Source organism: Xanthomonas sp. BRIP62418 (genome assembly GCF_003993495.1).
GTDB classification, from domain to species: domain Bacteria; phylum Pseudomonadota; class Gammaproteobacteria; order Xanthomonadales; family Xanthomonadaceae; genus Xanthomonas; species Xanthomonas euroxanthea.
On the sequence record NZ_QEZG01000028.1, the window covers coordinates 208,665 to 228,755 of the forward strand.

The 20,091-nt window shown below is 66.9% G+C and carries 13 protein-coding genes; 12 read left to right on the plus strand and 1 reads right to left on the minus strand.

Annotation, left to right across the window (positions count from 1 at the left end):
- Window positions 1–2 precede the first annotated feature (2 nt).
- The 10 genes from motD (at window position 3) to EO174_RS05900 (ending at window position 14,724) form a co-directional block, all read left to right on the plus strand.
- Window positions 3–977: a flagellar motor protein MotD gene (gene motD, locus EO174_RS05855; protein WP_104585116.1), complete on the plus strand. Its 975-nt coding sequence runs from the start codon at window positions 3–5 to the stop codon at window positions 975–977.
- A gap of 1 nt (window position 978) precedes the next feature.
- Window positions 979–1,761, plus strand: a complete 783-nt coding sequence (locus EO174_RS05860) for a ParA family protein (protein WP_016904758.1) — start codon at window positions 979–981, stop codon at window positions 1,759–1,761.
- Window positions 1,758–3,092 carry a chemotaxis protein CheW gene (locus EO174_RS05865; RefSeq protein ID WP_126943004.1) on the plus strand — a complete coding sequence of 445 codons (1,335 nt, stop codon included), beginning with the start codon at window positions 1,758–1,760 and terminating at the stop codon, window positions 3,090–3,092. The genes EO174_RS05860 and EO174_RS05865 overlap by 4 nt, the downstream gene beginning before the upstream one ends.
- Window positions 3,093–3,195: 103 nt before the next feature.
- Entirely contained in the window at window positions 3,196–3,504 is a 309-nt protein-coding gene (locus EO174_RS05870) for an STAS domain-containing protein (protein ID WP_026064926.1), read from the plus strand.
- A complete protein-coding gene (locus tag EO174_RS05875) occupies window positions 3,501–3,866 on the plus strand; it encodes a response regulator (protein ID WP_002806565.1) in 366 nt (121 codons plus the stop codon). The genes EO174_RS05870 and EO174_RS05875 overlap by 4 nt, the downstream gene beginning before the upstream one ends.
- A 32-nt stretch (window positions 3,867–3,898) precedes the next feature.
- Window positions 3,899–5,902 (plus strand): chemotaxis protein CheA, encoded by a 2,004-nt coding sequence (locus EO174_RS05880; RefSeq protein ID WP_126943007.1) that lies wholly within the window; start codon window positions 3,899–3,901, stop codon window positions 5,900–5,902.
- A 454-nt stretch (window positions 5,903–6,356) separates the two neighbouring features.
- Window positions 6,357–6,884 (plus strand): hypothetical protein, encoded by a 528-nt coding sequence (locus EO174_RS05885; RefSeq protein ID WP_047125429.1) that lies wholly within the window; start codon window positions 6,357–6,359, stop codon window positions 6,882–6,884.
- Between the two features lie 354 nt (window positions 6,885–7,238).
- Complete coding sequence (locus EO174_RS05890; protein WP_126943010.1) at window positions 7,239–9,416, plus strand: methyl-accepting chemotaxis protein; 2,178 nt, start codon at window positions 7,239–7,241, stop codon at window positions 9,414–9,416.
- Window positions 9,417–9,467: 51 nt separating this feature from the next.
- Entirely contained in the window at window positions 9,468–12,257 is a 2,790-nt protein-coding gene (locus EO174_RS05895) for a methyl-accepting chemotaxis protein (protein WP_164740105.1), read from the plus strand.
- Window positions 12,258–12,468: 211 nt separating this feature from the next.
- The gene (locus EO174_RS05900; protein ID WP_126943013.1) at window positions 12,469–14,724 is read left to right on the plus strand and encodes a methyl-accepting chemotaxis protein; all 2,256 of its coding nucleotides are present in this window, start codon (window positions 12,469–12,471) and stop codon (window positions 14,722–14,724) included.
- A 210-nt stretch (window positions 14,725–14,934) separates the two neighbouring features.
- Here the strand turns inward: EO174_RS05900 and EO174_RS05905 are convergent, their stop codons facing one another.
- Window positions 14,935–15,120 carry a hypothetical protein gene (locus EO174_RS05905; protein WP_126943016.1) on the minus strand — a complete coding sequence of 62 codons (186 nt, stop codon included), beginning with the start codon at window positions 15,118–15,120 and terminating at the stop codon, window positions 14,935–14,937.
- Between EO174_RS05905 and EO174_RS05910 the strand changes: the two genes are divergently transcribed.
- Both EO174_RS05910 and EO174_RS05915 read left to right on the plus strand, forming a co-directional pair.
- Complete coding sequence (locus EO174_RS05910) at window positions 15,119–17,371, plus strand: methyl-accepting chemotaxis protein (protein WP_126943019.1); 2,253 nt, start codon at window positions 15,119–15,121, stop codon at window positions 17,369–17,371. The two genes, EO174_RS05905 and EO174_RS05910, sit on opposite strands and share 2 nt — an antisense overlap.
- A gap of 107 nt (window positions 17,372–17,478) precedes the next feature.
- Entirely contained in the window at window positions 17,479–19,953 is a 2,475-nt protein-coding gene (locus tag EO174_RS05915) for a methyl-accepting chemotaxis protein (RefSeq protein WP_126943022.1), read from the plus strand.
- Window positions 19,954–20,091 lie beyond the last annotated feature (138 nt).

The following is a 20,091-nucleotide window of genomic DNA, read 5'->3' on the forward strand; positions in this document are numbered from 1 at the left end:
TCATGGCCCGCCGTCGCAAACACCACGAAGACCATGGCAACCACGAAGCGTGGGCGATTCCGTATGCCGATCTGATGACGCTGCTGCTGGCGTTCTTCGTGGTGATGTATGCAATCTCCTCGCTCAACGAGGGCAAGTACAAGGTCATGGCGCAAGCGCTGACCACCGCCTTCGGTGGCGCGTCCACCGCCGCCAGCCCGGTGCAGGTCGGCAGGACCCAGACCCTGGGTGCCGATTACGACCGCCCGTCGGTGATCAAGGCCGGCGCGCCGATGGCCGCGTCCAGAGGGCCGACCGACCCCACCCTGCTGCCGTCGATGGCCGCGCAGATGCGCATGCCGGTGTCGCTGCGCAACCAGGCGCAGCTGGCGCGTGCGCAGCGGCAGATGGACGCGGTGGCCCAGCAGTTGGGCAAGACGCTGGCGCCGCTGATCGACCAGAAACTCATCACCATCCGCCGCAACGATCTGTGGATCGAGGTGGAGATCAACAGCGACATCCTGTTCGGTACCGGCTCGGCGGCATTGGCCGGCAGCGCCCGCGGCACCCTGTCGGCGCTGGCCGCGGTGCTGCGCGATGCGCCCAACGGCGTGCGCGTGGAGGGCTATACCGACAACCAGCCGATCGCCACCGCACAGTTCCCCTCCAACTGGGAGCTGTCGGCCGCGCGCGCCGCCAGCGTGGTGCACCTGTTTGCCGACGACGGCATCGCCCCGCAGCGATTGGCGATGGTGGGCTATGGAGAATTCCGCGCACGTGCCGATAACAGCACTGAGGCGGGACGGAATGCGAACCGGCGTGTGGTGTTGATCATCCTCGCTGACTCGGCTGGCTCACTCGCACCCGATCCGCCATCGCAGCTGCATGCGACCGCCGCCGGGGCGCCCAAGCTTCCCAAGTCTGACGGCGGCCAAACGGCCGTCACCACCGAAAGCGGCACAAGTTCCGTTCCCGCCGTAATTCAAGGAGTGCAGTGAGATGCGTATCTGGGCAATCGCCAACCAGAAGGGCGGCGTCGGCAAGACCACCACGACGCTGGCATTGGGTCGTGGCCTGGCCGCGCTCGGCCACCGGGTATTGTTGATCGACCTCGATCCGCACTCCTCACTCACCCGCGCGTTCGGCGTGGCGATCGACCCGCCGCCGCGCGGGGTGCTGGACCTGTTCGGCACCCCGCCGAGCGACCTGGCCAGCCTGGCCCACGAAAGCGCCATCCCCGGCCTGTCCTATGTCTGCGCGCAAGCCGCATTGGCCACGCTGGAACGCCGCAGCGCCAACCAGCCCGGGCTGGGCCTGGCCCTGCAGAACGCGATGACCCGGCATGCCGGCCAGCACGACTACATCCTGCTCGACTGCCCGCCCACGCTCGGCCTGCTGATGATCAACGCGCTGGCCGCCTGCGACCGCGTGGTGGTGCCGACCCAGGCCGAGCCGCTGGCGCTGCATGGCCTGGCCAGCATGGTGCGTACCGCCGACATGGTGCAGCGTTCACGTCGCCGCGCACTGCCGGTGTCGATCCTGCCGACCCTGTTCGACCGCCGCACCCGCGCCGGCACCGAGACACTCAAGGAGATGCAGGACACCTACGGCGCTGTCGTCTGGGAAGACGCGGTGCCGGTGGATACCCGAATCTGCAATGCCGCCGCGTTGACCGTCCCCGCCACCGGCGGCGACTACCAGGGCCGCGGCCTGTCCGCCTATCGCCGCGCGCTGGAATGGGTGCTGGCCGATGACGCGGTGCGTATGGAGCAAGCCGCATGAGCAACCACACCGCCAACGGTGAGCTGGACGATTATCTGGAAGGCCTGCTGCACGATGCCGGCGTCGAGCCCCCTGCCCCGGCTGCCACTGCCACCGTCGCGGCGGCACCGGCAATTGCCGAGGCAGACGTCACGCTGGCTGAAGCGCCGGTGCAGGCTGCCGCGGCCCCCGAAGCCGCCGCTGTCTCCGAAGCGGCCACTTCCAACGCGATCTCCGCGGTGCTCAGCGCCGATGCGATCGCCGCCGATTTCCTTGCCGAAATGGATGCCGACCCGGCCTTCGGCCCGCCAGTGGTCGCTGCGCCCAGCGCCGCGGACATCGCCGCCGATTTCCTTGCCGAAATGGATGCCGACCCGGCCTTCGGCCCGCCGGTGGTCGCTGCGCCCAGCGCCGCGGACATCGCCGCCGATTTCCTCGCCGAAATGGATGCCGACCCGGCCTTCGGCCCGCCGGTGGTCGCCGCGCCCAGCGCCGCGGACATCGCTGCCGATTTCCTCGCCGAAATGGATGCCGACCCGGCGTTCGGCCCGCCGGTGGTTGCCGCGCCCAGCGCTGCAGATATCGCTGCCGATTTCCTCGCCGAAATGGATGCCGACCCGGCGTTCGCCACGGCGGCGCCCAGCCCGTTCATGAGCACTGCCGACCTGATGGCCGAGATGGACGCGGACCCGGCCTTCGCCAGCGCTGCCTCCGGCGCGGACCTGCTGGCCGCCGATCTGCTGTCGGAGATGGATGCCGACCCGGCCTTTGCCTATGCCGCACCCGCCGCGCCGGCACCTGCGCGGCCTGCGCCGGCACCGATGCAGGCACCGCACCGCGCGCCGCCGTCGCCGATCTATCCGCAAGGCCTGCAGGCACTGCTGGCCCCCGGCCAGGCCGAGCACATCCAGGCCGAGCGGCGCGCGGCCGAACGCAGCACGCGCTGGCTGCGCCTGCGCTGCGGCGAACAGACCTATGCGCTCGAATTGCTCAAGGTGCAGGAGGTGGTACTGCCGGTGCCGCTGCTGCCACTGCGCGGCACCGCCAGCGCGATGCTCGGCATCATGAACCTGCGTGGCCAGGTGGTGCCGGTGATCGACCTGGGCATGCATCTGGGCTCGGCGCCGATCAACATGGATCTGCAGACGCGCGTGGTGGTGCTGGAGGAAAACGGCGAGACCATGGGCCTGCGCGTGTCGGCGGTGGAAGATGTCACCAGCCTGACCGATCAGCAGATCGAACCACCGGACAACGCACGCCTGTGCCGCATTTCCAACAACCTGTTCCGCGGCGTCGCGCGGCTGGGCCATCAGCCGATGATCCTGCTCGATGCCAGCCATTTGCTGCATTGATCCGGCACGCAGCTGACGCGCACCTGCACGCGCAACGATTCACCGTTAAAGCTTTCCCGCCGCCCGCCGTTAGTACGCATAGAACCATCCGTTCGGAGCAACAATGAGCACAGTGACATTGGGTGAGGATCTCGGCATCGAGACCAGCGCCGACCTCAAGCAGAAGCTTGCCGCGTTCCTGGCCCAGGACGGCGAAGTGGTGCTCAATGCCGGCGACGTCCGGCGTATCCATACCGCCAGCGTGCAGTTGCTCTGTGCCTTTGTGCAGACCCGCCGCCAGGCGGGGTTGCATACCGAATTCGATGGCTGCAACGACACTTTTAGAGATGCGGCCCGTCTGCTCGGCGTCACCGACGCGCTCGGACTTTCCGCATCCAATGACAACCTGAAATCTGTGGAGAACGCCGCATGAGCGCACGTATCTTGGTGGTGGACGATTCGGCGTCAATGCGCCAGATGGTCTCTTTCGCCCTCACCTCTGCCGGCTTTGCCGTCGAAGAAGCCGAGGACGGCGCCGTGGCGCTGGGCCGCGCGAAGGGCCAACGCTTCAACGCGGTGGTGACCGACGTGAACATGCCCAACATGGACGGCATCTCGCTGATCCGTGAGCTGCGCCAGCTGCCGGACTACAAGTTCACCCCGATGCTGATGCTCACCACCGAGTCGGCGGCCGACAAGAAGTCCGAAGGCAAGGCCGCCGGTGCCACCGGCTGGCTGGTCAAGCCGTTCAACCCGGAACAGCTGATCGCCACCGTCCAGAAAGTTCTGGGTTAATTCCACTTGCCTCACCATCGGATGTCACGCCCATGAGCATGGACCTGCAACGTTTCCACGCCACCTTTTTCGAGGAAAGCCGCGAAGGGCTGGACGCGATGGAGGCCGGGCTGTTGTCCCTTGAAGAGGGCAACCGCGACCCGGAAATCATCAATTCGGTGTTCCGCGCCGCGCACTCGATCAAGGGCGGCGCCGCCACCTTCGGTTTCGAAGCGGTCGCCGGCCTGACCCACGTGCTGGAGACGCTGCTGGACGAGTTGCGCTCCAACAAGCGCCAGCTCGAGCCCAATGCGGTCGATGCCATGCTCGGCTCGGTCGACGTGCTGCGCGCGCTGCTGCGCGAAGCCGAACACGGCACCCCGGCCGACCCGGCCGCGGTCAAGGCCGTGCATACCCGTTTGAACGCGGTGCTGGCCGGCGAAGCGCCGACCGCCGCGGCGGTGGCCAAGCCGAAGGAAGAAGAACCCGAAGCCTGGCATATCGGCTTCACCCCGGCGCCGTCGCTGTTCATGAGCGGCAACGACCCGCTGCGCATCATCCGCGAGCTCGAGCACCTGGGCCCGCTGCAGATTGCCGCGCGCCTGGAGCGCATGCCGGGCTTCGAGAACATCGACCCGCTGGAAGCCTACCTGGCCTGGGATCTGGGCCTGATCGGCAAGATTCCGCGCAGCAAGATCGAAGACACCTTCGCCTGGGTGGTGGACGATTGCGAGCTGGACATCCGCCCGATGACGGTGCCCGGCCCGCCGCCGAGCCTGGCCGTCGAAACCGCCGCTGCGCCTGTCGCCGTCGCTGCGGCACCTGCCACCGCTGCCGAACCTGCCGCCGCCGCTGCCACGCCGGCCAAGGCCGCCGCAGCCGAAGCGGAAACCTCGATCCGCGTCAGCGTCGACAAGGTCGATGCCCTGATCAATCTGGTCGGCGAGCTGGTCATCACCCAGGCCATGCTCAAGCAGGTTTCCACCGGCCTGGATCCGGCGCACGCCGAACAGCTGTTCGCCGGCCTGGATCTGCTCGAACGCAATACCCGCGACCTGCAGGAAGCGGTCATCGGCGTGCGCATGCTGCCGGTGGACGCGGTGTTCCGTCGCTTCCCGCGCCTGGTCCGCGACCTCTCCAGCCGCCTCGGCAAGCAGGTGCGCCTGCGCACCATCGGCGAAGGCACGGAACTGGACAAGGGCCTGATCGAAAAGATTGCCGATCCGTTGGTGCACCTGGTGCGTAACTCGATCGACCACGGCCTGGAAATGCCCGATGCGCGTCGCGCCTCCGGCAAGGACGAGACCGGCACGATCACCCTGGCGGCCTCGCACCAGGGCGGCCACATCGTGATCGAAGTCAGCGACGACGGCCGCGGCCTCAATCGCGCCAAGATCCTGGAAAAAGCCGCCGAACGCGGCATCGCCGTGCCGGAAAACCCGACCGACGCGCAGGTGTGGGACCTGATCTTCGCACCGGGTTTCTCCACCGCCGATGCGGTGACCGACCTGTCCGGTCGTGGCGTGGGCATGGACGTGGTCCGCCGCAACATCCAGGGCCTGGGTGGCGAAGTGCAGCTGGAAAGCAACGCCGGCAGCGGTACCCGCGTGCTGATCCGCCTGCCGCTGACCCTGGCCATCCTGGACGGCATGACCGTCTCGGTCGCCGGCGAAACCCTGATCCTGCCGCTGGCCTACGTGCTCGAGGCACTGCAACCGGCACCGGAAGACATCCGCTCGATGGCGGGCGATGGTCGGGTGCTGCGGGTGCGCGGCGAGTACCTGCCGATCCTGTCGCTTACCGACTACTACGGCTTCGGCGGGCAGCAGTCCTCGCAGGAACCGCTGGTGGTGGTGGTCGAAGGCGACGGCCAGAAGATCGCGCTGGAAGTGGATGAGCTGCTCGGCCAGCAACAGGTCGTGGTCAAGAACATCGAGAACAACTACCGCCGTATCCCGGGTGTCTCAGGCGCCACCATCCTGGGCGATGGCCGGGTCTCGCTGATCGTGGACATCGGCGGGCTGGTGCGCTCGCTGCGTGTGCCGCAGGCCGCGTAACACGCCAGGCCACGCACCAAGCGCGGTGTGGCTCCTTCTCCCGCGGGAGAAAAGGCCGCCGACTGTGTGCGGTCACGACAAAGCCCTGGCAGCGATGCCGGGGCTTTTCATTTCTGCCAGGCACCGCAGTGCCCGGCGCAGTCCTGCAATTGCGCACCTGCCCCGCGACGCGTGCCGCATGGCCTGCAGCCGCTGCCCCGGCGTGTCGGAACATGCCCAGCGCAGCGCCTATCCACGCGCGCAGGGCCAACCACGACGACGCTCAACACGCCCCGCTCCTGCCGGGGCGTTCTGCCATCTGGCAGCGACCGACAGACGCACGCCCGTTCGCAATACCCCTGCGTTCCCCCCGCAATCGTGCCGTCCGTCGAAAGGTGATCAAGCGCGCGCCGCGGCGGCCGATACAGGGAGCAATGAGGGCTGCCTGGCCCGCGCCACGTCGAAGGAAGTCCGCATGCCCACCGTCAACTCACCACGCGCTGTCCGCCACCTGCTGGGCTCGGTGTGCGCCGCCGCGCTGCTGGCTGCCAGCATCTCGCTGCCGCCGTCCTTCGCAGCACCGGCCGCGCCGGTGTCGGTCCTGCTGGACAACGTGCCGGTGAACGCGCTGCAGTCCCTCGCCATCGACCTGGTGCAGTTGCGCGACGAGCAGCGGGCGCAGCTTGCCGCAGCGCATGACCCCGCCCGCATCGAGGCCTACGACGAGCGTCTGGGCAACCTGCGTCAACGCATTGCACGGCATGCGGGCTACGTCCAGGCCAGCGCGCCACAGGGCGAGCAGGCGCGCCAGTTTGCGCTGGTGCAGCAGCAACTGGGCCAGTATCTGGCGCAGCAGCGCCAGGCCAACCGCGCCCTGCATGCCGGCGACCTGCAGGCTGCGCAGGCCTTGTCGCTGGACCATGCAGGCGACGCACGGCTGTGGACGCAACTGCACACCCTGCAGCAATCGATGGCCAGCGTGGGCACAACGCAACGCCACTGAGCATTGCACGCCTCGCGATCGCGATGGTCGCAGCGGCGTCGTAGGCTCTCCAGCCAGCCAGCCAGCCCCGCGCTGCGCGACGTGCGCCGAAGCGCCGGCCTGCGCTGCAGGTCCTATCGCCCTCGTGCGCACTGCCTTTGCCAGCGGGTCCACGGGCCGCGTGCCCTGCCCGGCCCGATGCGCGCCGCCGCATCGCCATGGCAACCGTATGACGCCCCCCAAGGTGCGGCTGGCGCACCTGCAAAAACGCACTGAAAAACGCCCTCACGCCGGCTGTCGCGCACTGCTCAACATTTTGGGGATCAGGTCGCTATTCGACTTACCTCGGTCACATTCCTTTGCTGGATACCTGCCATGACCTTCAAGACCACGATTGCAAACACGCTGGCCAACGTACCGCTGAAGCGCAAGTTTCTGGCGCAGACCGCGCTGGTGGCGCTGGGCATCATCGTGCTGGCGGTGATCGCCGCACGCTTGCAATACGTGGATCTCACCGATACGCGCCGCGACGGGCTCAAGAGCCAGATCGAAATGGCCATCGCGGTGGTCAATGGCTATGCCGAGCGCGCCGAAAAGGGCGAGATGGATGTGGACAGCGCCAAGAAGGCCGCGCTGCATACCTTGTCCACTATGCGCGCACGTGGCGGCGTGGATTACATCTACGTCACCGACCAGACGCCGGTGATGCTGATGCACCCCACCCGCCCGGACCTCATCGGCAAGCCGCTCAACGATGTGCTGAGCCCCGACGGCAAGCGCATCTTCCCGGCCTTCGTCAGCGCGGCGCTGGCCGGCGGCGGCTACGTCGATTACGCCTGGGCCAAGCCCGGCGAAAAAGACCCGGTGCAGAAGACCTCCTACGCCTCGCTGTACAAGCCGTGGGGCTGGGTGATCGGCACCGGCGTGTATCTGGACGACACCCAGGCGCAGGCGCTGGTCTTCACCGGCATCGTCACCCTGGCCGGCGGCGTGCTGGTGCTGCTCAACCTGCTGGTGGGCTGGCTGATCGGCAATTCGGTGCTGGAGCCGGTGTCGCGCGCGCTTGCCGCCATCAAGGGCGTGGCGCGTGGCGATCTGAGCGTGCGCACCGCCCAGCATGGCAGCGATGAAATCGGCCAGATGCTCAAGGCCACCGACGACATGGTGCATACGCTGGAGCGCTTCTCCGCGCAGACCAAGGTGATGATGCACATGCACGCCGGCGAAGACGTCAGCCACCGCATGCCCACCGATTTCCCCGGCGTCTACGGCGAGCTGGCCGGCGGCATCAACACGATGATCTTCGAACACCTGGACGCCATCATCGATGCGATCGGCATCCTCAACGAGTACGCGCAAGGCGACCTGTCGCGCGACGCCGCGCGCCTGCCCGGTACCCGGGCGGTGCTGCACGAAGCGATGGATGCGGCCAAGGCCAGCCTGCTGGCGATCAACACCGAGATCAAGCGGCTGGCCCAGGCTGCGGCCAATGGCGACTTCAGCCAGCGCGGCGATGCCACGCGTTTCAGGCACGACTCGGCGCGCATGATCAACGACCTCAACGCGATGATGGACGTCAGCGACCGCAACCTGGGCAAGCTGTCCGAGCTATTGGCCGCGCTGGCCGAGGGCGACCTCACCGCGCGCCTGGACGGTGAGTTCCACGGCGTGTTCGCCCGCATGCGCGATGATGCCAACACCACCGCCACGCAGCTGGCCGGCATCGTCGGGCGCATCCAGCAGGCCGCCGGTGCCATCACCGGGTCGGCCAGCGAGATCGCCGCCGGCAACAACGACCTGTCGCAGCGCACCGAACAACAGGCAGCCAACCTGGAGGAAACCGCCGCCTCGATGGAGGAGCTCACCTCCACGGTCAGGCAGAACGCCGAAAGCGCGCGCCAGGCCAACCAGCTGGCGATCGGCGCGGCATCGGTGGCCTCGCAAGGCGGCCAGGTGGTCAGCCAGGTGGTGGACACCATGTCCGGCATCCAGACCTCGTCGAAGAAGATCGCCGAGATCATCTCGGTCATCGATGGCATCGCCTTCCAGACCAACATCCTGGCCTTGAACGCGGCGGTGGAAGCGGCCCGTGCCGGCGAACAGGGCCGCGGCTTTGCCGTGGTTGCCTCCGAGGTACGCACGCTGGCGCAGCGCTCGGCCGGCGCGGCAAAGGAGATCAAGCACCTGATCGACGACTCGGTCGGCAAGGTGGCGCAGGGCTCGGCGCTGGTGGATCAGGCCGGCAAGACCATGGCCGAGATCGTGTCCTCGGTGCAGCGCGTGACCGACATCATGAGCGAGATCTCTGCCGCCTCGCAGGAGCAATCGGCCGGCATCGAGCAGGTCAATCTCACCGTCACCCAGATGGACGAGAGCACCCAGCAGAACGCCGCGCTGGTGGAAGAAGCCACCGCCGCCGCCAACGCCATGCAGCAGCAGGCGCAGCAGCTCGACGAGGCGGTGTCCAGCTTCCGGGTGACCGCGGCCTCGCCCGTGCAGCGCGGCCCCGGCCGTGGTGCCGCGCGCGCGGAGGCCCTGCGCGTCGCCAGCTGATCGCCACCAGATCGCTCTCCCGTACCACCTCCTCACTTCGAAGCCACGCCCATGCCCTCGCCCCCCACGCAATCCCGCTCCGGCGGCAGTCTGGCGTACCGCCTGATGCTCGGCACCGCGGTCGCTGCATTGCTGTGCTTCGGCCTGACCGCGGCGATCAGCTACTGGCAAAGCAGTCGCGCGCTGATCGCTTCGGCACAGACCACGATGCAGAACGCGGCGCGCTATCAGGCCGAGCAGATCGGCAGCGAGCTGGGGCAGGCATTCACCACCGGCCAGTCGCTCGCCAGCGCCTTGCTGGCGCAGCGTGCGCATGGCGGGGTGAGCCGCGAGGCGGCGGCGGCGATCGTGCACGACGCGTTGCAGAACCATCCCGAATGGGTGGGCATGGGCACCTTGTGGGAGCCGCAGGCCTTCGACGGCAAGGACGGCGACTATGTCGATGCCCAGGGTCACGACAACACCGGCCGTTTCATGACCTACTGGGCCTACAACGGGCAGTCGCTGATCCGCGAGCCGTTGGTCGGCTACGAAAAGCCCGGCGACGGCGACTGGTACCTCAAGCCCCGCGAGCTGGGCCGCCAGATCGTGGCCGGCCCCTACGATTACCAGATCGGCGGCAAGCCGGTGCTGATGACCACCTTGTCCACGCCCATCCTGGACCATGGCAACTATGTGGGCGTGGTGTCGGTGGATTTCGCCCTGGCCGCATTGCAGAAGCGCCTGAGCACCTTGCGTCCGATGGACGATGGCTATGTCGAGCTGATCTCGCCGGCCGGGGTGATTCTGGCCTCGCGCGACGCTGCGCGGATCGGCAAGCCGGCCGACGGTGCCGACTATCGCGCGATACTGGCGGCCACCAGGGCCGGCAAGGACTATCTGGACTTCACGCCGGACGCCGCCGGCACGGTCAGCGCCTATGTGCCGTTGCAGATCGGCCACGCGCAGGAGCGTTTTGCGCTGGGCGTGGTGGTGCCGTATGCGGCGATCATGCAGCAGGCACATCGCCTGTTGTGGACCATCCTGGCGGTCGGCCTGGGCTCGGCGCTGGTGCTCAGCGTTGCGCTGTTCGCACTGTTGCGCCGTCAGGTGGTGGGCCCGCTGGACGCCGCTGCAAAGGTGGCAGGTGCCATTGCCTCCGGCAAGCTGGACAACCAGATCGCCGCGCAGCGCCAGGACGAGGTGGGCCGCCTGATGGGCGCCATGCAGCGCATGCAGACCGACCTGCGCCAGCGCATCGAGCGCGATGCGCAGATCGCCAACGAAAACCTGCGCATCCGCACCGCGCTGGAACATTCGGAGATGGAAGTGCTGCTGGCCGACGAGCAGCACACGGCGGTGTTCATCACCCAGGCGCTGCACAACTCGTTGAAGCGCAGCGAAGCGGCGTTTCATGCCAAGGGCCAGCAGGGCTTCAGCGCCGATGCGGTGGTCGGCAACCCGCTGGACTATGTGTTCGGCACCGATGCCGACGGCAAGGCACGCATGCAGCGCCTGCAGCAACTGCAGTCCACCACATTGGAGCGCTACGCCTTCGGGCCGGTGACGCTGGATCTGAGCATGACCCCGCTGTACGCCGCCGATGGTCATAGCAGCGGCAGCATGCTGCTGTGGCGCAATGTCAGCGCCGAGGTCAGCACGCAGGCAGAGGTCGCCGCGCTGGTGCAGTCGGCCTTGATGGGCGACTTCGGCCAACGCCTGGCGTTGGACGACAAGCACGGCTTCTATCTGGAATTCGGCCGTCAGCTCAACGGCCTGCTGGAAACCACCTCGCAAGGCCTGGAACGTATTTCCCGCCTGCTCAGCGCACTGGCCGAGGGCGACCTCACCGTGCGCATGGACGGACAGTTCCAGGGCGTGTTCGCCCGCATGCGCGACGATGCCAATGCCACCGTGGCGCAACTGACCGGCATCGTGGCGGGCATCCAGACCTCGGCCACGCAGATCAACGCGGCCGCCAGCGAGATTGCCGCCGGCAACAGCGACCTGTCACAGCGCACCGAACAACAGGCCGCCAACCTGGAGGAAACCGCCGCCTCGATGGAGGAGCTCACCTCCACCGTCAAGCAGAACGCCGAGCACGCGCGCCAGGCCAACCAGCTGGCGATCGGCGCGGCCGATGTCGCCTCGCATGGCGGCGCGGTGGTGGCGCAGGTGGTCACCACCATGTCCGGCATCGAAGTTTCCTCGAAGAAGATTGCCGAGATCATCTCGGTCATCGACGGTATCGCCTTCCAGACCAATATCCTGGCCTTGAACGCGGCGGTGGAAGCGGCGCGTGCCGGTGAACAGGGCCGTGGTTTCGCCGTGGTCGCCACCGAAGTGCGCACGTTGGCGCAGCGCTCGGCCGGCGCGGCCAAGGAGATCAAGCACCTGATCGACGACTCGGTCGACAAGGTGGCGCAGGGCTCGGCGCTGGTGCAGCAGGCCGGCACCACCATGGCCGAGATCGTGGCCAGCGTGCAGCGCGTGACCGACATCATGGGCGAGATCTCCGCCGCCTCGCAGGAGCAGTCCAGCGGCATCGAGCAGGTCAACCTCACCGTCACCCAGATGGACGAAGCCACCCAGCAGAACGCGGCACTGGTGGAAGAAGCCACCGCCGCTGCACGCGCGATGGAAGAACAGGCCGGCCAGCTGACCGATGCGGTGGCGGTGTTCAAGCTCAGCCACGTTGGCAGGCCGGCGGCGATTGCCGCCGCCACACCCGGCGTCAGCCCGGTTGCGCCCTCCACACGGGCACCGACCGGCAACAAGCGCGCTGCCATGCCGCCGCGTCCCCCTACCCGCAAGTCGCCCGGCAGTGCCGCCGGCAACGACAGCCAGTGGCAGGATTTCTGAGTGCAGCGGCGCAGCCCTGACCGGGGCGGCTCCCGTGCACCTTCAGCGCCACCGGCGGGCGCACCCTGCCCGCCACGGCCGCGTTGCCGGCGGCTGATCGCCGCACACGCCGGCCGGCGGCCCTACCGTTCGTCCTTCAAAAATAAAGAATCATCCCGGGCGGCCGTTAGCGTGCTGGAGAGCGTCCCTGCGCAATGTCCCGGAGTCACTGATGAACAAGTTCAACGATTGGCCGATCCGCCGCAAACTGATGGTTGCCTTCTGCCTGAGCGCCGTGCTCACCGCCTTGCTGGGCGGCCTGGGCTATTCACGCATGCGGCAGATGCAGCAGCAGGCAGTGCTGATCAATGAGGATGTCGTCCCGATCCTGAGCAAACTCTCGGAGCTGCGTGCCTTCGGTGGCGAATTCCGTATCTACGAATCCGGTCAGTTCGTCAATCTCGAGGATCCGGAGCGCTATGCCTACTTTCTCACCCGCATGGATGATATCCAGGGCAAGTACGCGCAGACACAAAAGGCGCTGGCAGCGAAGATCGACGCTGCGTCGCCGCTCAAGGCCGCGTACACCAAGCTTGCCGAACAAAGCGCGAGCTACTTTCAAGCCAACAAGACGCTGCGTACGCTCTACAAGCAGCCCGACTATGCGGCGGCAGTGCTTGCAAACAAGCAATCCGGTGACATTCGCAAGGAATTGTTCGAGACGATCGACAAAATGTATGCCGAGCAGTCGACCGCGCTGGCCAACATGGTTGCCGCCAGCAGCGCCTCGTTCAAGCTGACCAGCGCGGTGTTGCTGCTCGGCACGCTGCTGATGGCGGCACTGTCGGTAACCTTTGGCTGGCTGATCGCACGCAGCATCACCAATCCGCTGGCCAAGGCGCTGGGCGCCATCAAGGCGGTCTCGCGCGGCGACCTGAGCGTGCAGGTCCACAAGACCAGCAACGACGAGATCGGCCAGATGCTCGAGGCCACCAGCGGCATGACGCAGATGCTGCGCCGCTTCAGCGACGAGACCGCGCGCATGTCACACCTGCATGCAGCCGAAGACATCACCCACCGCATGCCGGAGGATTTCCCCGGCGTGTACGGCACGCTGGCCGGCGGCATCAACACGATGATCTTCGAGCATCTGGATGCCATCACCGACGCGGTGCGCATCCTCAACCAGTACGCACAGGGCGACCTGACCCAGGACGCACGCCGCCTGCCGGCCAGCCGCGCGATCCTGCATGAAGCGATGGATGCGGCCAAGGCCAGCCTGTTGTCGATCAATACCGAGATCAAGCAGCTGGCGCAGGCCGCAGCCGCCGGCGACTTCAGCGCACGTGGCGATGCGGCGCGCTTCAAGTACGACTTCGCGGTGATGGTGGCGGATCTGAACTCGATGATGGAGGTCAGCGACCGCAATCTGGGCAAGCTGTCGCAGCTGCTCGGCGCAGTGGCCGAAGGCGACCTGACCGCACGCATGGACGGGCAGTTCCACGGCGTGTTCGCGCGCCTGCGTGACGATGCCAATGCCACCACCCAGCGCCTGACCGATATCGTCGGCCGCATCAAGCACTCCACGCTGGCCATCAACACCGCTGCCGGCGAAATCGCCGCCGGCAACAACGACTTGTCGCAGCGCACCGAGCAGCAGGCCGCCAACCTTGAAGAAACCGCCGCCTCGATGGAAGAGCTCACCTCCACGGTGAAGCAGAACGCCGAGCATGCGCGCCAGGCCAACCAGCTCGCCATTGGTGCGGCCGACGTGGCCTCGCACGGCGGCGCCGTGGTCAGCCAGGTGGTGGACACCATGTCCGGCATCCAGACCTCGTCCAGGAAGATCGCCGAGATCATCTCGGTCATCGACGGCATCGCCTTCCAGACCAATATCCTGGCCTTGAACGCGGCGGTGGAAGCGGCGCGGGCCGGCGAACAGGGCCGTGGCTTTGCCGTGGTCGCCTCCGAGGTGCGCACGTTGGCACAGCGTTCGGCCGGCGCCGCCAAGGAAATCAAGAGCCTGATCGACGATTCGGTCAGCAAGGTGGCCGAAGGCTCGGCGCTGGTGAACCAGGCCGGCAGCACCATGAGCGAGATCGTCTCCTCGGTGCAGCGCGTCACCGACATCATGAGCGAGATCTCCGCCGCCTCGCAGGAACAGTCGGCCGGCATCGAGCAGGTCAACCAGACCGTCACCCAGATGGACGAGGCAACCCAGCAGAACGCCGCACTGGTGGAAGAAGCCACCGCCGCCGCACGGTCGATGGAAGAACAGGCGCAACAGCTCACCGAGGCGGTCGCCTTGTTCCGCCTGTCAGCCGAACTCGAAGCAGTGACCCGCGCCACGCCGGTGGTGCGCCAACTCGCTGCCAAGCGGCCTGCCGCGGCCAGCGCACCGGCGCCTAGGCCGCAGGTCGCCAGGCCGGCGGCACGTGCTGCCGTGGCGTTGGCTCCGTCCAACGAATCGGACTGGGCCGAGTTCTAGGCCACGCCGCAGCGGCCGCACACTGGCCGCCGTCAAACGCAAGCCGCGCTCTCCAGAGCGCGGCTTTTTTTATGCCGCGCCACGCTTTTTAAAAGGCGCATCAACCCGATAAAGAATAAAACAGCATTCGAATAACTTTTTATTTATGTAGCAATACGATTATTGTCGAGTTCGGCGTCATCCCCCGCCGATAACGATTACACAATCCGATCAATTCCATTCTCGCGATTTATTATTTTTCACAAGCCTGACCGCGTTATATATTTTTTTGATATCGAGGTATTCAGCGATGCTGTCTCGCGCCGTTACTGCGCATAGCGACATGTGACGCAGACACTGTTCGGCGTCACCTGATCGCTCCCATCCATTGCGCACCGCCTGCCGGGAATTGATCATGACTGCATTTCTTCAACGCTATAACGTCGGCCCCCGACTGGCGGCGGCATTTGCCGTGCTGATCGTTCTCTCCGCCCTCATTGCCATTATCGGCTATCGCGGGCTGAGCTCGGCACGCACCCTGGTCGACGATCTGGTGCACCAGAACATGGTGAAGATTCGCCTGTCCAACGACATGATGAATGCCAACTACATTATTGCGATGCAGATCCGCAATGTGGTTTTGCCAACCAGCAGCGAAGATAATCTCAAGTTTATCGAGACCATCCAGGCTGCGCGCGCCGACTATTCCAAGGCACGCGAAGCACTGTATGCGATTCCACCGTCTGACCAGGGCCGGGAGATCCGCGCAGAAATCGATCGCCGCCGCGCCGTGGTCAAGGTACTCAACGACCAGGTCATGGACCTGGTCCAGACCGGCCATAGCGATGAGGCCCTGCCCTTGCTGCTGACCAAGGCCGCACCGGCGATGCAGCAGTGGCAGGACAAGATCGCCGAGAACATCGCACTGCAGAACACGCTGTCGGCCGAGGCCTCCGCCGTTGCGCTGCAATCGATGGACGACTCGCGCAAGCTGCTGATCGCCGGCTCGCTGCTGGTGGTGCTGCTGAGCGGCGTGCTGGGCCTGCTGATCACCCGCAGCCTGACCCAGCCGCTGAGCCGGGCCACCCGCGCGGCCGAATCGATTGCCGGCGGCAAGCTGGACAACGACGTCGACACCCAGTTCAACGACGAAAGCGGCCGCCTGCTCAAGGCGATGAGCAAGATGCAGCTGCAGTTGCGCAACCTGCTCGCCGCCCAGACCGACATGGCCCGGCGCCACGACGATGGCCAGATCAGCTTCCGTATCGATGCCGACGCCTTCCCCGGCGAGTACGGCCGCATGGCACATGACACCAATACGTTGGTCGGCTCGCACATCGCGGTGAAGCTGCGTCTGGCGCAGATCATGGGCCGCTACGCGATCGGCGACCTGTCCGAGGACATGGAGAAACTGCCCGGCGAAAAGGCCGTGCTCAGCGAGACCATGGCGCAGGTCAAGGTCAATCTCGGCGCAATGAACACCGAGATCAAGCACCTGGCCGTGTCGGCGGCCAACGGCGACTTCAGTGCCCGCGGCGATGCCGAGCGCTTCCAGTACGACTTCCGCCTGATGGTGGAAAGCCTCAACAACCTGATGTCCACCGCCGACGGCAATCTGCAGTCGCTGTCCAGCCTGCTGCAGTCCATCGCCGCCGGCGACCTCACCGCGCGCATGAGCGGCGACTTCCGCGGCGTGTTCGCGCAGATGCGCGACGATGCCAACGCCACGGCCACGCAGCTGGCCGAGATCGTCAGCGGCATCAAGGCCTCGGCGGTGTCGATCAAGGGCGCCGCCAGCGAGATCGCGGCCGGCAACCAGGATCTGTCGCAGCGCACCGAACAGCAGGCCGCCAACCTGGAGGAAACCGCTGCCTCGATGGAAGAGCTCACCTCCACCGTCAAGCAGAACGCCGAGAGCGCACGTCAGGCCAACCAGCTCGCCATCGGCGCGGCCGGTGTGGCCTCGCAGGGCGGCGAGATCGTCAGCAGGGTGGTCGAGACCATGAGCGGGATCGAAGCCTCCTCCAAGAAGATCGCCGACATCATCTCGGTCATCGACGGCATCTCGTTCCAGACCAACATCCTGGCCTTGAACGCGGCGGTGGAAGCGGCGCGTGCCGGCGAACAGGGGCGCGGGTTTGCCGTGGTCGCCTCGGAAGTGCGGACGCTGGCGCAACGCTCGTCGGCGGCCGCCAGGGAGATCAAGGGGCTGATCGACGACTCGGTGCAGCGTGTCTCCGAGGGGTCGGTGCTGGTGCACAGCGCCGGCAAGACCATGGGCGAGATCGTGTCCAGCGTGCAGCGGGTCACCGACATCATGGGCGAGATCTCCGCCGCCTCGCAGGAGCAATCCTCGGGCATCGAGCAGGTCAACCAGACCGTCACCCAGATGGACGAGACCACCCAGCAGAACGCCGCGCTGGTGGAGGAAGCCACTGCCGCCGCACGGGCGCTGGAAGACCAGGCCACCCAGCTCACCGACGCCGTTGCGGTATTCAAGACCGATGCCCATGCCTATGCCAAGGCTCCGGTGCGCACCGTGCCGCCGCGCCCGGTGGTGACTCCCGCGCTGAAGGCCAAGGTGGCAGCGGCCGGACGCACCGCCGCGGGCAGGCCGCGCATGGTCGTCACCGCGCCCAGCAACGACACCAGCTGGCAGGAGTTCTGAGCCAAGCGGGCACAACAGTCTGAATGGAGCCGGCCGGCGCGACACCGGCCGGCTCAAGGCACAACGGTGATCGGCCGATAGGCTGCGTACGCCTATGAGACGCATCCATGATCACCTCGCCCGTGCCGTCGCCACCGACCGCCCCACGTTCTGCGCATCGCTGGAGCAGCCGCTGGGATGATCTGGCGATCGCCAGGAAGCTTGGTGTGATCGGGATGCTGGCGCTGGCCGGCCTGGTCATTCCGGTGCTGCTGTACAGCGGCAAGCTCAATGAAAGTGTGGCCATCAGCAGCAACGAGTTGCGCAGCTATGCGCCGCTCGAACAGATGCTGGGGCTGATCACCGATCTGCACGCGGCCCACGTGGACAGCGGCAGCACCGCCCGCGCCGCGGCCGAGCGCGCCGAGCGCGATCTGCAGCGCCTGCTGGCCACCACGGCAACCATGCCGGGCTTCGAGCGCAGCCAGAAGGCCCTGCTGGGCCTGCAGCAACGCCACGTCGCCGCTGCCGCTGCAAACGGCTACGCCGCCGTCAGCGAACAGGCGTTTGCCGCACTCGACGCCCTGCGCGACGACAGCCAGCTGGTCTACACCCCGTATATCGAGAGCTACCACCTGGTGGTGGCCACGCTGATCTACAGCCCCGATGCCACCGAGTCGCTGACCCGGCTGGATGCGGCCAGCGACCCGTCGCAGGCGGCCGGCAGCCGCGCCATGCTGCGCGAACAGCTCAACCAGCTGGCCCGCAGCCACCGGCGTTTCCGCCACGAGCTGGACAAGGCGATCGGCCTGCTGGAACAGCCCGACCCCGCGCTGGCCGATGCCGCCAAGGCCGAAACCGCGCGTGCGAACGCGGCGCTGGCCGCACTCGGCACCGCGCTGGACGGCAACGACGCCAGCGCCGATCTCCAGTGGAACGCTGCGCTGGACGCGCTCGGCCAGGCCATGCAAGCGCTCGGCAGCGTCTCGCTGCAGGCCTTGCAGCGCCAGTCCGAACGTCACCTGGCCGATGCCCGCAACGCGATGTGGCAGGCCATTGCCGGATTGTCGCTGCTGGCCGCGCTGATCGCGGCGCTGGGCTGGTCCACCCTGTCCAGACTGACCCGCAATGTGCGCCGCGCCGCTGCGGTGGCGGCCAATATCGCCCAAGGCCAGCTCGGCGAGCCTATCGCCGCGCCCAGCCGCGATGAAACCGGCCAGCTGCTCGACAACATGCGCCGGATGCAGGAGCAGCTGCAGCGCGTGCTGGCCGCGCAGAGCGAGATGGCGCAACGCCACGATGCCGGCCAGATCAGTTACCGCATGGACGCCGATGCCTTTCCGGGCGCCTACGCCAGCATGGTGCACGACACCAACGCCCTGATTGGCTCGCATATCGCAGTGAAGATGAAACTCGCCCAGATCATGTCGCGCTATGCGATCGGCGACCTGAGCCAGGACATGGACCGCCTGCCCGGCGAGAAAGCCGTGTTCAGCGACACCATGGATGCAGTCAAGGCCAACCTGTCGGCAATGAACAACGAGATCAAGCTGCTGGCGCAGGCCGCCGCCAACGGCGATTTCAGCGTGCGTGGCGATACGCAGCGCTTCCAGCACGACTTCCTGGCCATGGTCGACAGCCTCAACCAGCTGATGGCCACCGCTGACGGCAATCTGGGGGCGTTGTCCGGCGTGCTGCAGGCCATCGCGGCAGGCGACCTCACCACCCGCATGCAGGGCGACTTCCACGGCGTGTTCGCGCAGATGCGTGACGATGCCAATGCCACCGTGGCGCAGCTGGCCGATATTGTCGGACGCATCCAGCGCTCCACCGACGCCATCAACGCTGCTGCCAGCGAGATCGCCGCCGGCAACCAGGAGCTGTCGCAGCGTACCGAGCAGCAGGCCGCCAACCTGGAGGAAACCGCCGCTGCGATGGAAGAGCTCACCTCCACCGTGCGCAGCAACGCCGCGCACGCGCGGCGCGCCAGCGAGCTGGTGACCGGCGCCGCCGCGGTGGCCTCGCAAGGTGGCACGGTGGTGGGCGACGTGGTCGGCACCATGGCCGGCATCCAGGCCGCGTCCCGAAAGATCGCCGACATCATCTCGGTCATCGACGGCATCGCGTTCCAGACCAATATCCTGGCCTTGAACGCGGCAGTGGAAGCGGCCCGCGCCGGCGAACAGGGGCGCGGCTTTGCGGTGGTCGCCTCGGAAGTGCGCACGCTGGCGCAGCGCTCGGCCGGCGCGGCCAAGCAGATCAAGCAGCTGATCGACGATTCGGTGAGCCGGGTCGAGCAAGGCAATGTGCTGGTCAGCCAGGCAGGTCGCACCATGCAGGACATCGTCGACTCGGTGCGCAGCGTCACCGAGATCATGCACGAGATCAGCGACGCCTCGCAGCAGCAGTCGCAGGGCATCGAACAGGTCGGCCAGACCGTCGCACAGATGGACCAGGCCACCCAGCAGAACGCCGCGCTGGTGGAAGAAGCCAGCGCCGCCGCACGGGCGATGGAACAGCAGGCGCAGCAGTTGCGCGATGCGGTGTCGGTGTTCCAGCTGCACGCCGCCGTGGTGCCGGCCCGACGCGTGCGTGCCGCCTGACGCCCCTGCGTGCGGAGTTGGGTACGCGCGCGGTGGGCGACGCCGCGCGCATGGGGGCAGTCACACCGTGCACTCGTGCTGCGCGGTCACTGGCCGCGGTGTCTGCTACGTGGTCGCCGGCCGCAGTGTGTTGACCGA

Excerpts from the sequence above, each read along its gene's own strand:
- EO174_RS05905 (WP_126943016.1), bottom strand. The coding sequence starts at position 15,120 with ATGATCAATTCCCGGCAGGCGGTGCGCAATGGATGGGAGCGATCAGGT.
- motD (WP_104585116.1), top strand. The coding sequence starts at position 3 with ATGGCCCGCCGTCGCAAACACCACGAAGACCATGGCAACCACGAAGCG.
- EO174_RS05890 (WP_126943010.1), top strand. The coding sequence starts at position 7,239 with ATGACCTTCAAGACCACGATTGCAAACACGCTGGCCAACGTACCGCTG.
- EO174_RS05910 (WP_126943019.1), top strand. The coding sequence starts at position 15,119 with ATGACTGCATTTCTTCAACGCTATAACGTCGGCCCCCGACTGGCGGCG.
- EO174_RS05865 (WP_126943004.1), top strand. The coding sequence starts at position 1,758 with ATGAGCAACCACACCGCCAACGGTGAGCTGGACGATTATCTGGAAGGC.
- EO174_RS05900 (WP_126943013.1), top strand. The coding sequence starts at position 12,469 with ATGAACAAGTTCAACGATTGGCCGATCCGCCGCAAACTGATGGTTGCC.
- EO174_RS05915 (WP_126943022.1), top strand. The coding sequence starts at position 17,479 with ATGATCACCTCGCCCGTGCCGTCGCCACCGACCGCCCCACGTTCTGCG.
- EO174_RS05875 (WP_002806565.1), top strand. The coding sequence starts at position 3,501 with ATGAGCGCACGTATCTTGGTGGTGGACGATTCGGCGTCAATGCGCCAG.
- EO174_RS05885 (WP_047125429.1), top strand. The coding sequence starts at position 6,357 with ATGCCCACCGTCAACTCACCACGCGCTGTCCGCCACCTGCTGGGCTCG.
- EO174_RS05895 (WP_164740105.1), top strand. The coding sequence starts at position 9,468 with ATGCCCTCGCCCCCCACGCAATCCCGCTCCGGCGGCAGTCTGGCGTAC.
- EO174_RS05870 (WP_026064926.1), top strand. The coding sequence starts at position 3,196 with ATGAGCACAGTGACATTGGGTGAGGATCTCGGCATCGAGACCAGCGCC.
- EO174_RS05880 (WP_126943007.1), top strand. The coding sequence starts at position 3,899 with ATGAGCATGGACCTGCAACGTTTCCACGCCACCTTTTTCGAGGAAAGC.
- EO174_RS05860 (WP_016904758.1), top strand. The coding sequence starts at position 979 with ATGCGTATCTGGGCAATCGCCAACCAGAAGGGCGGCGTCGGCAAGACC.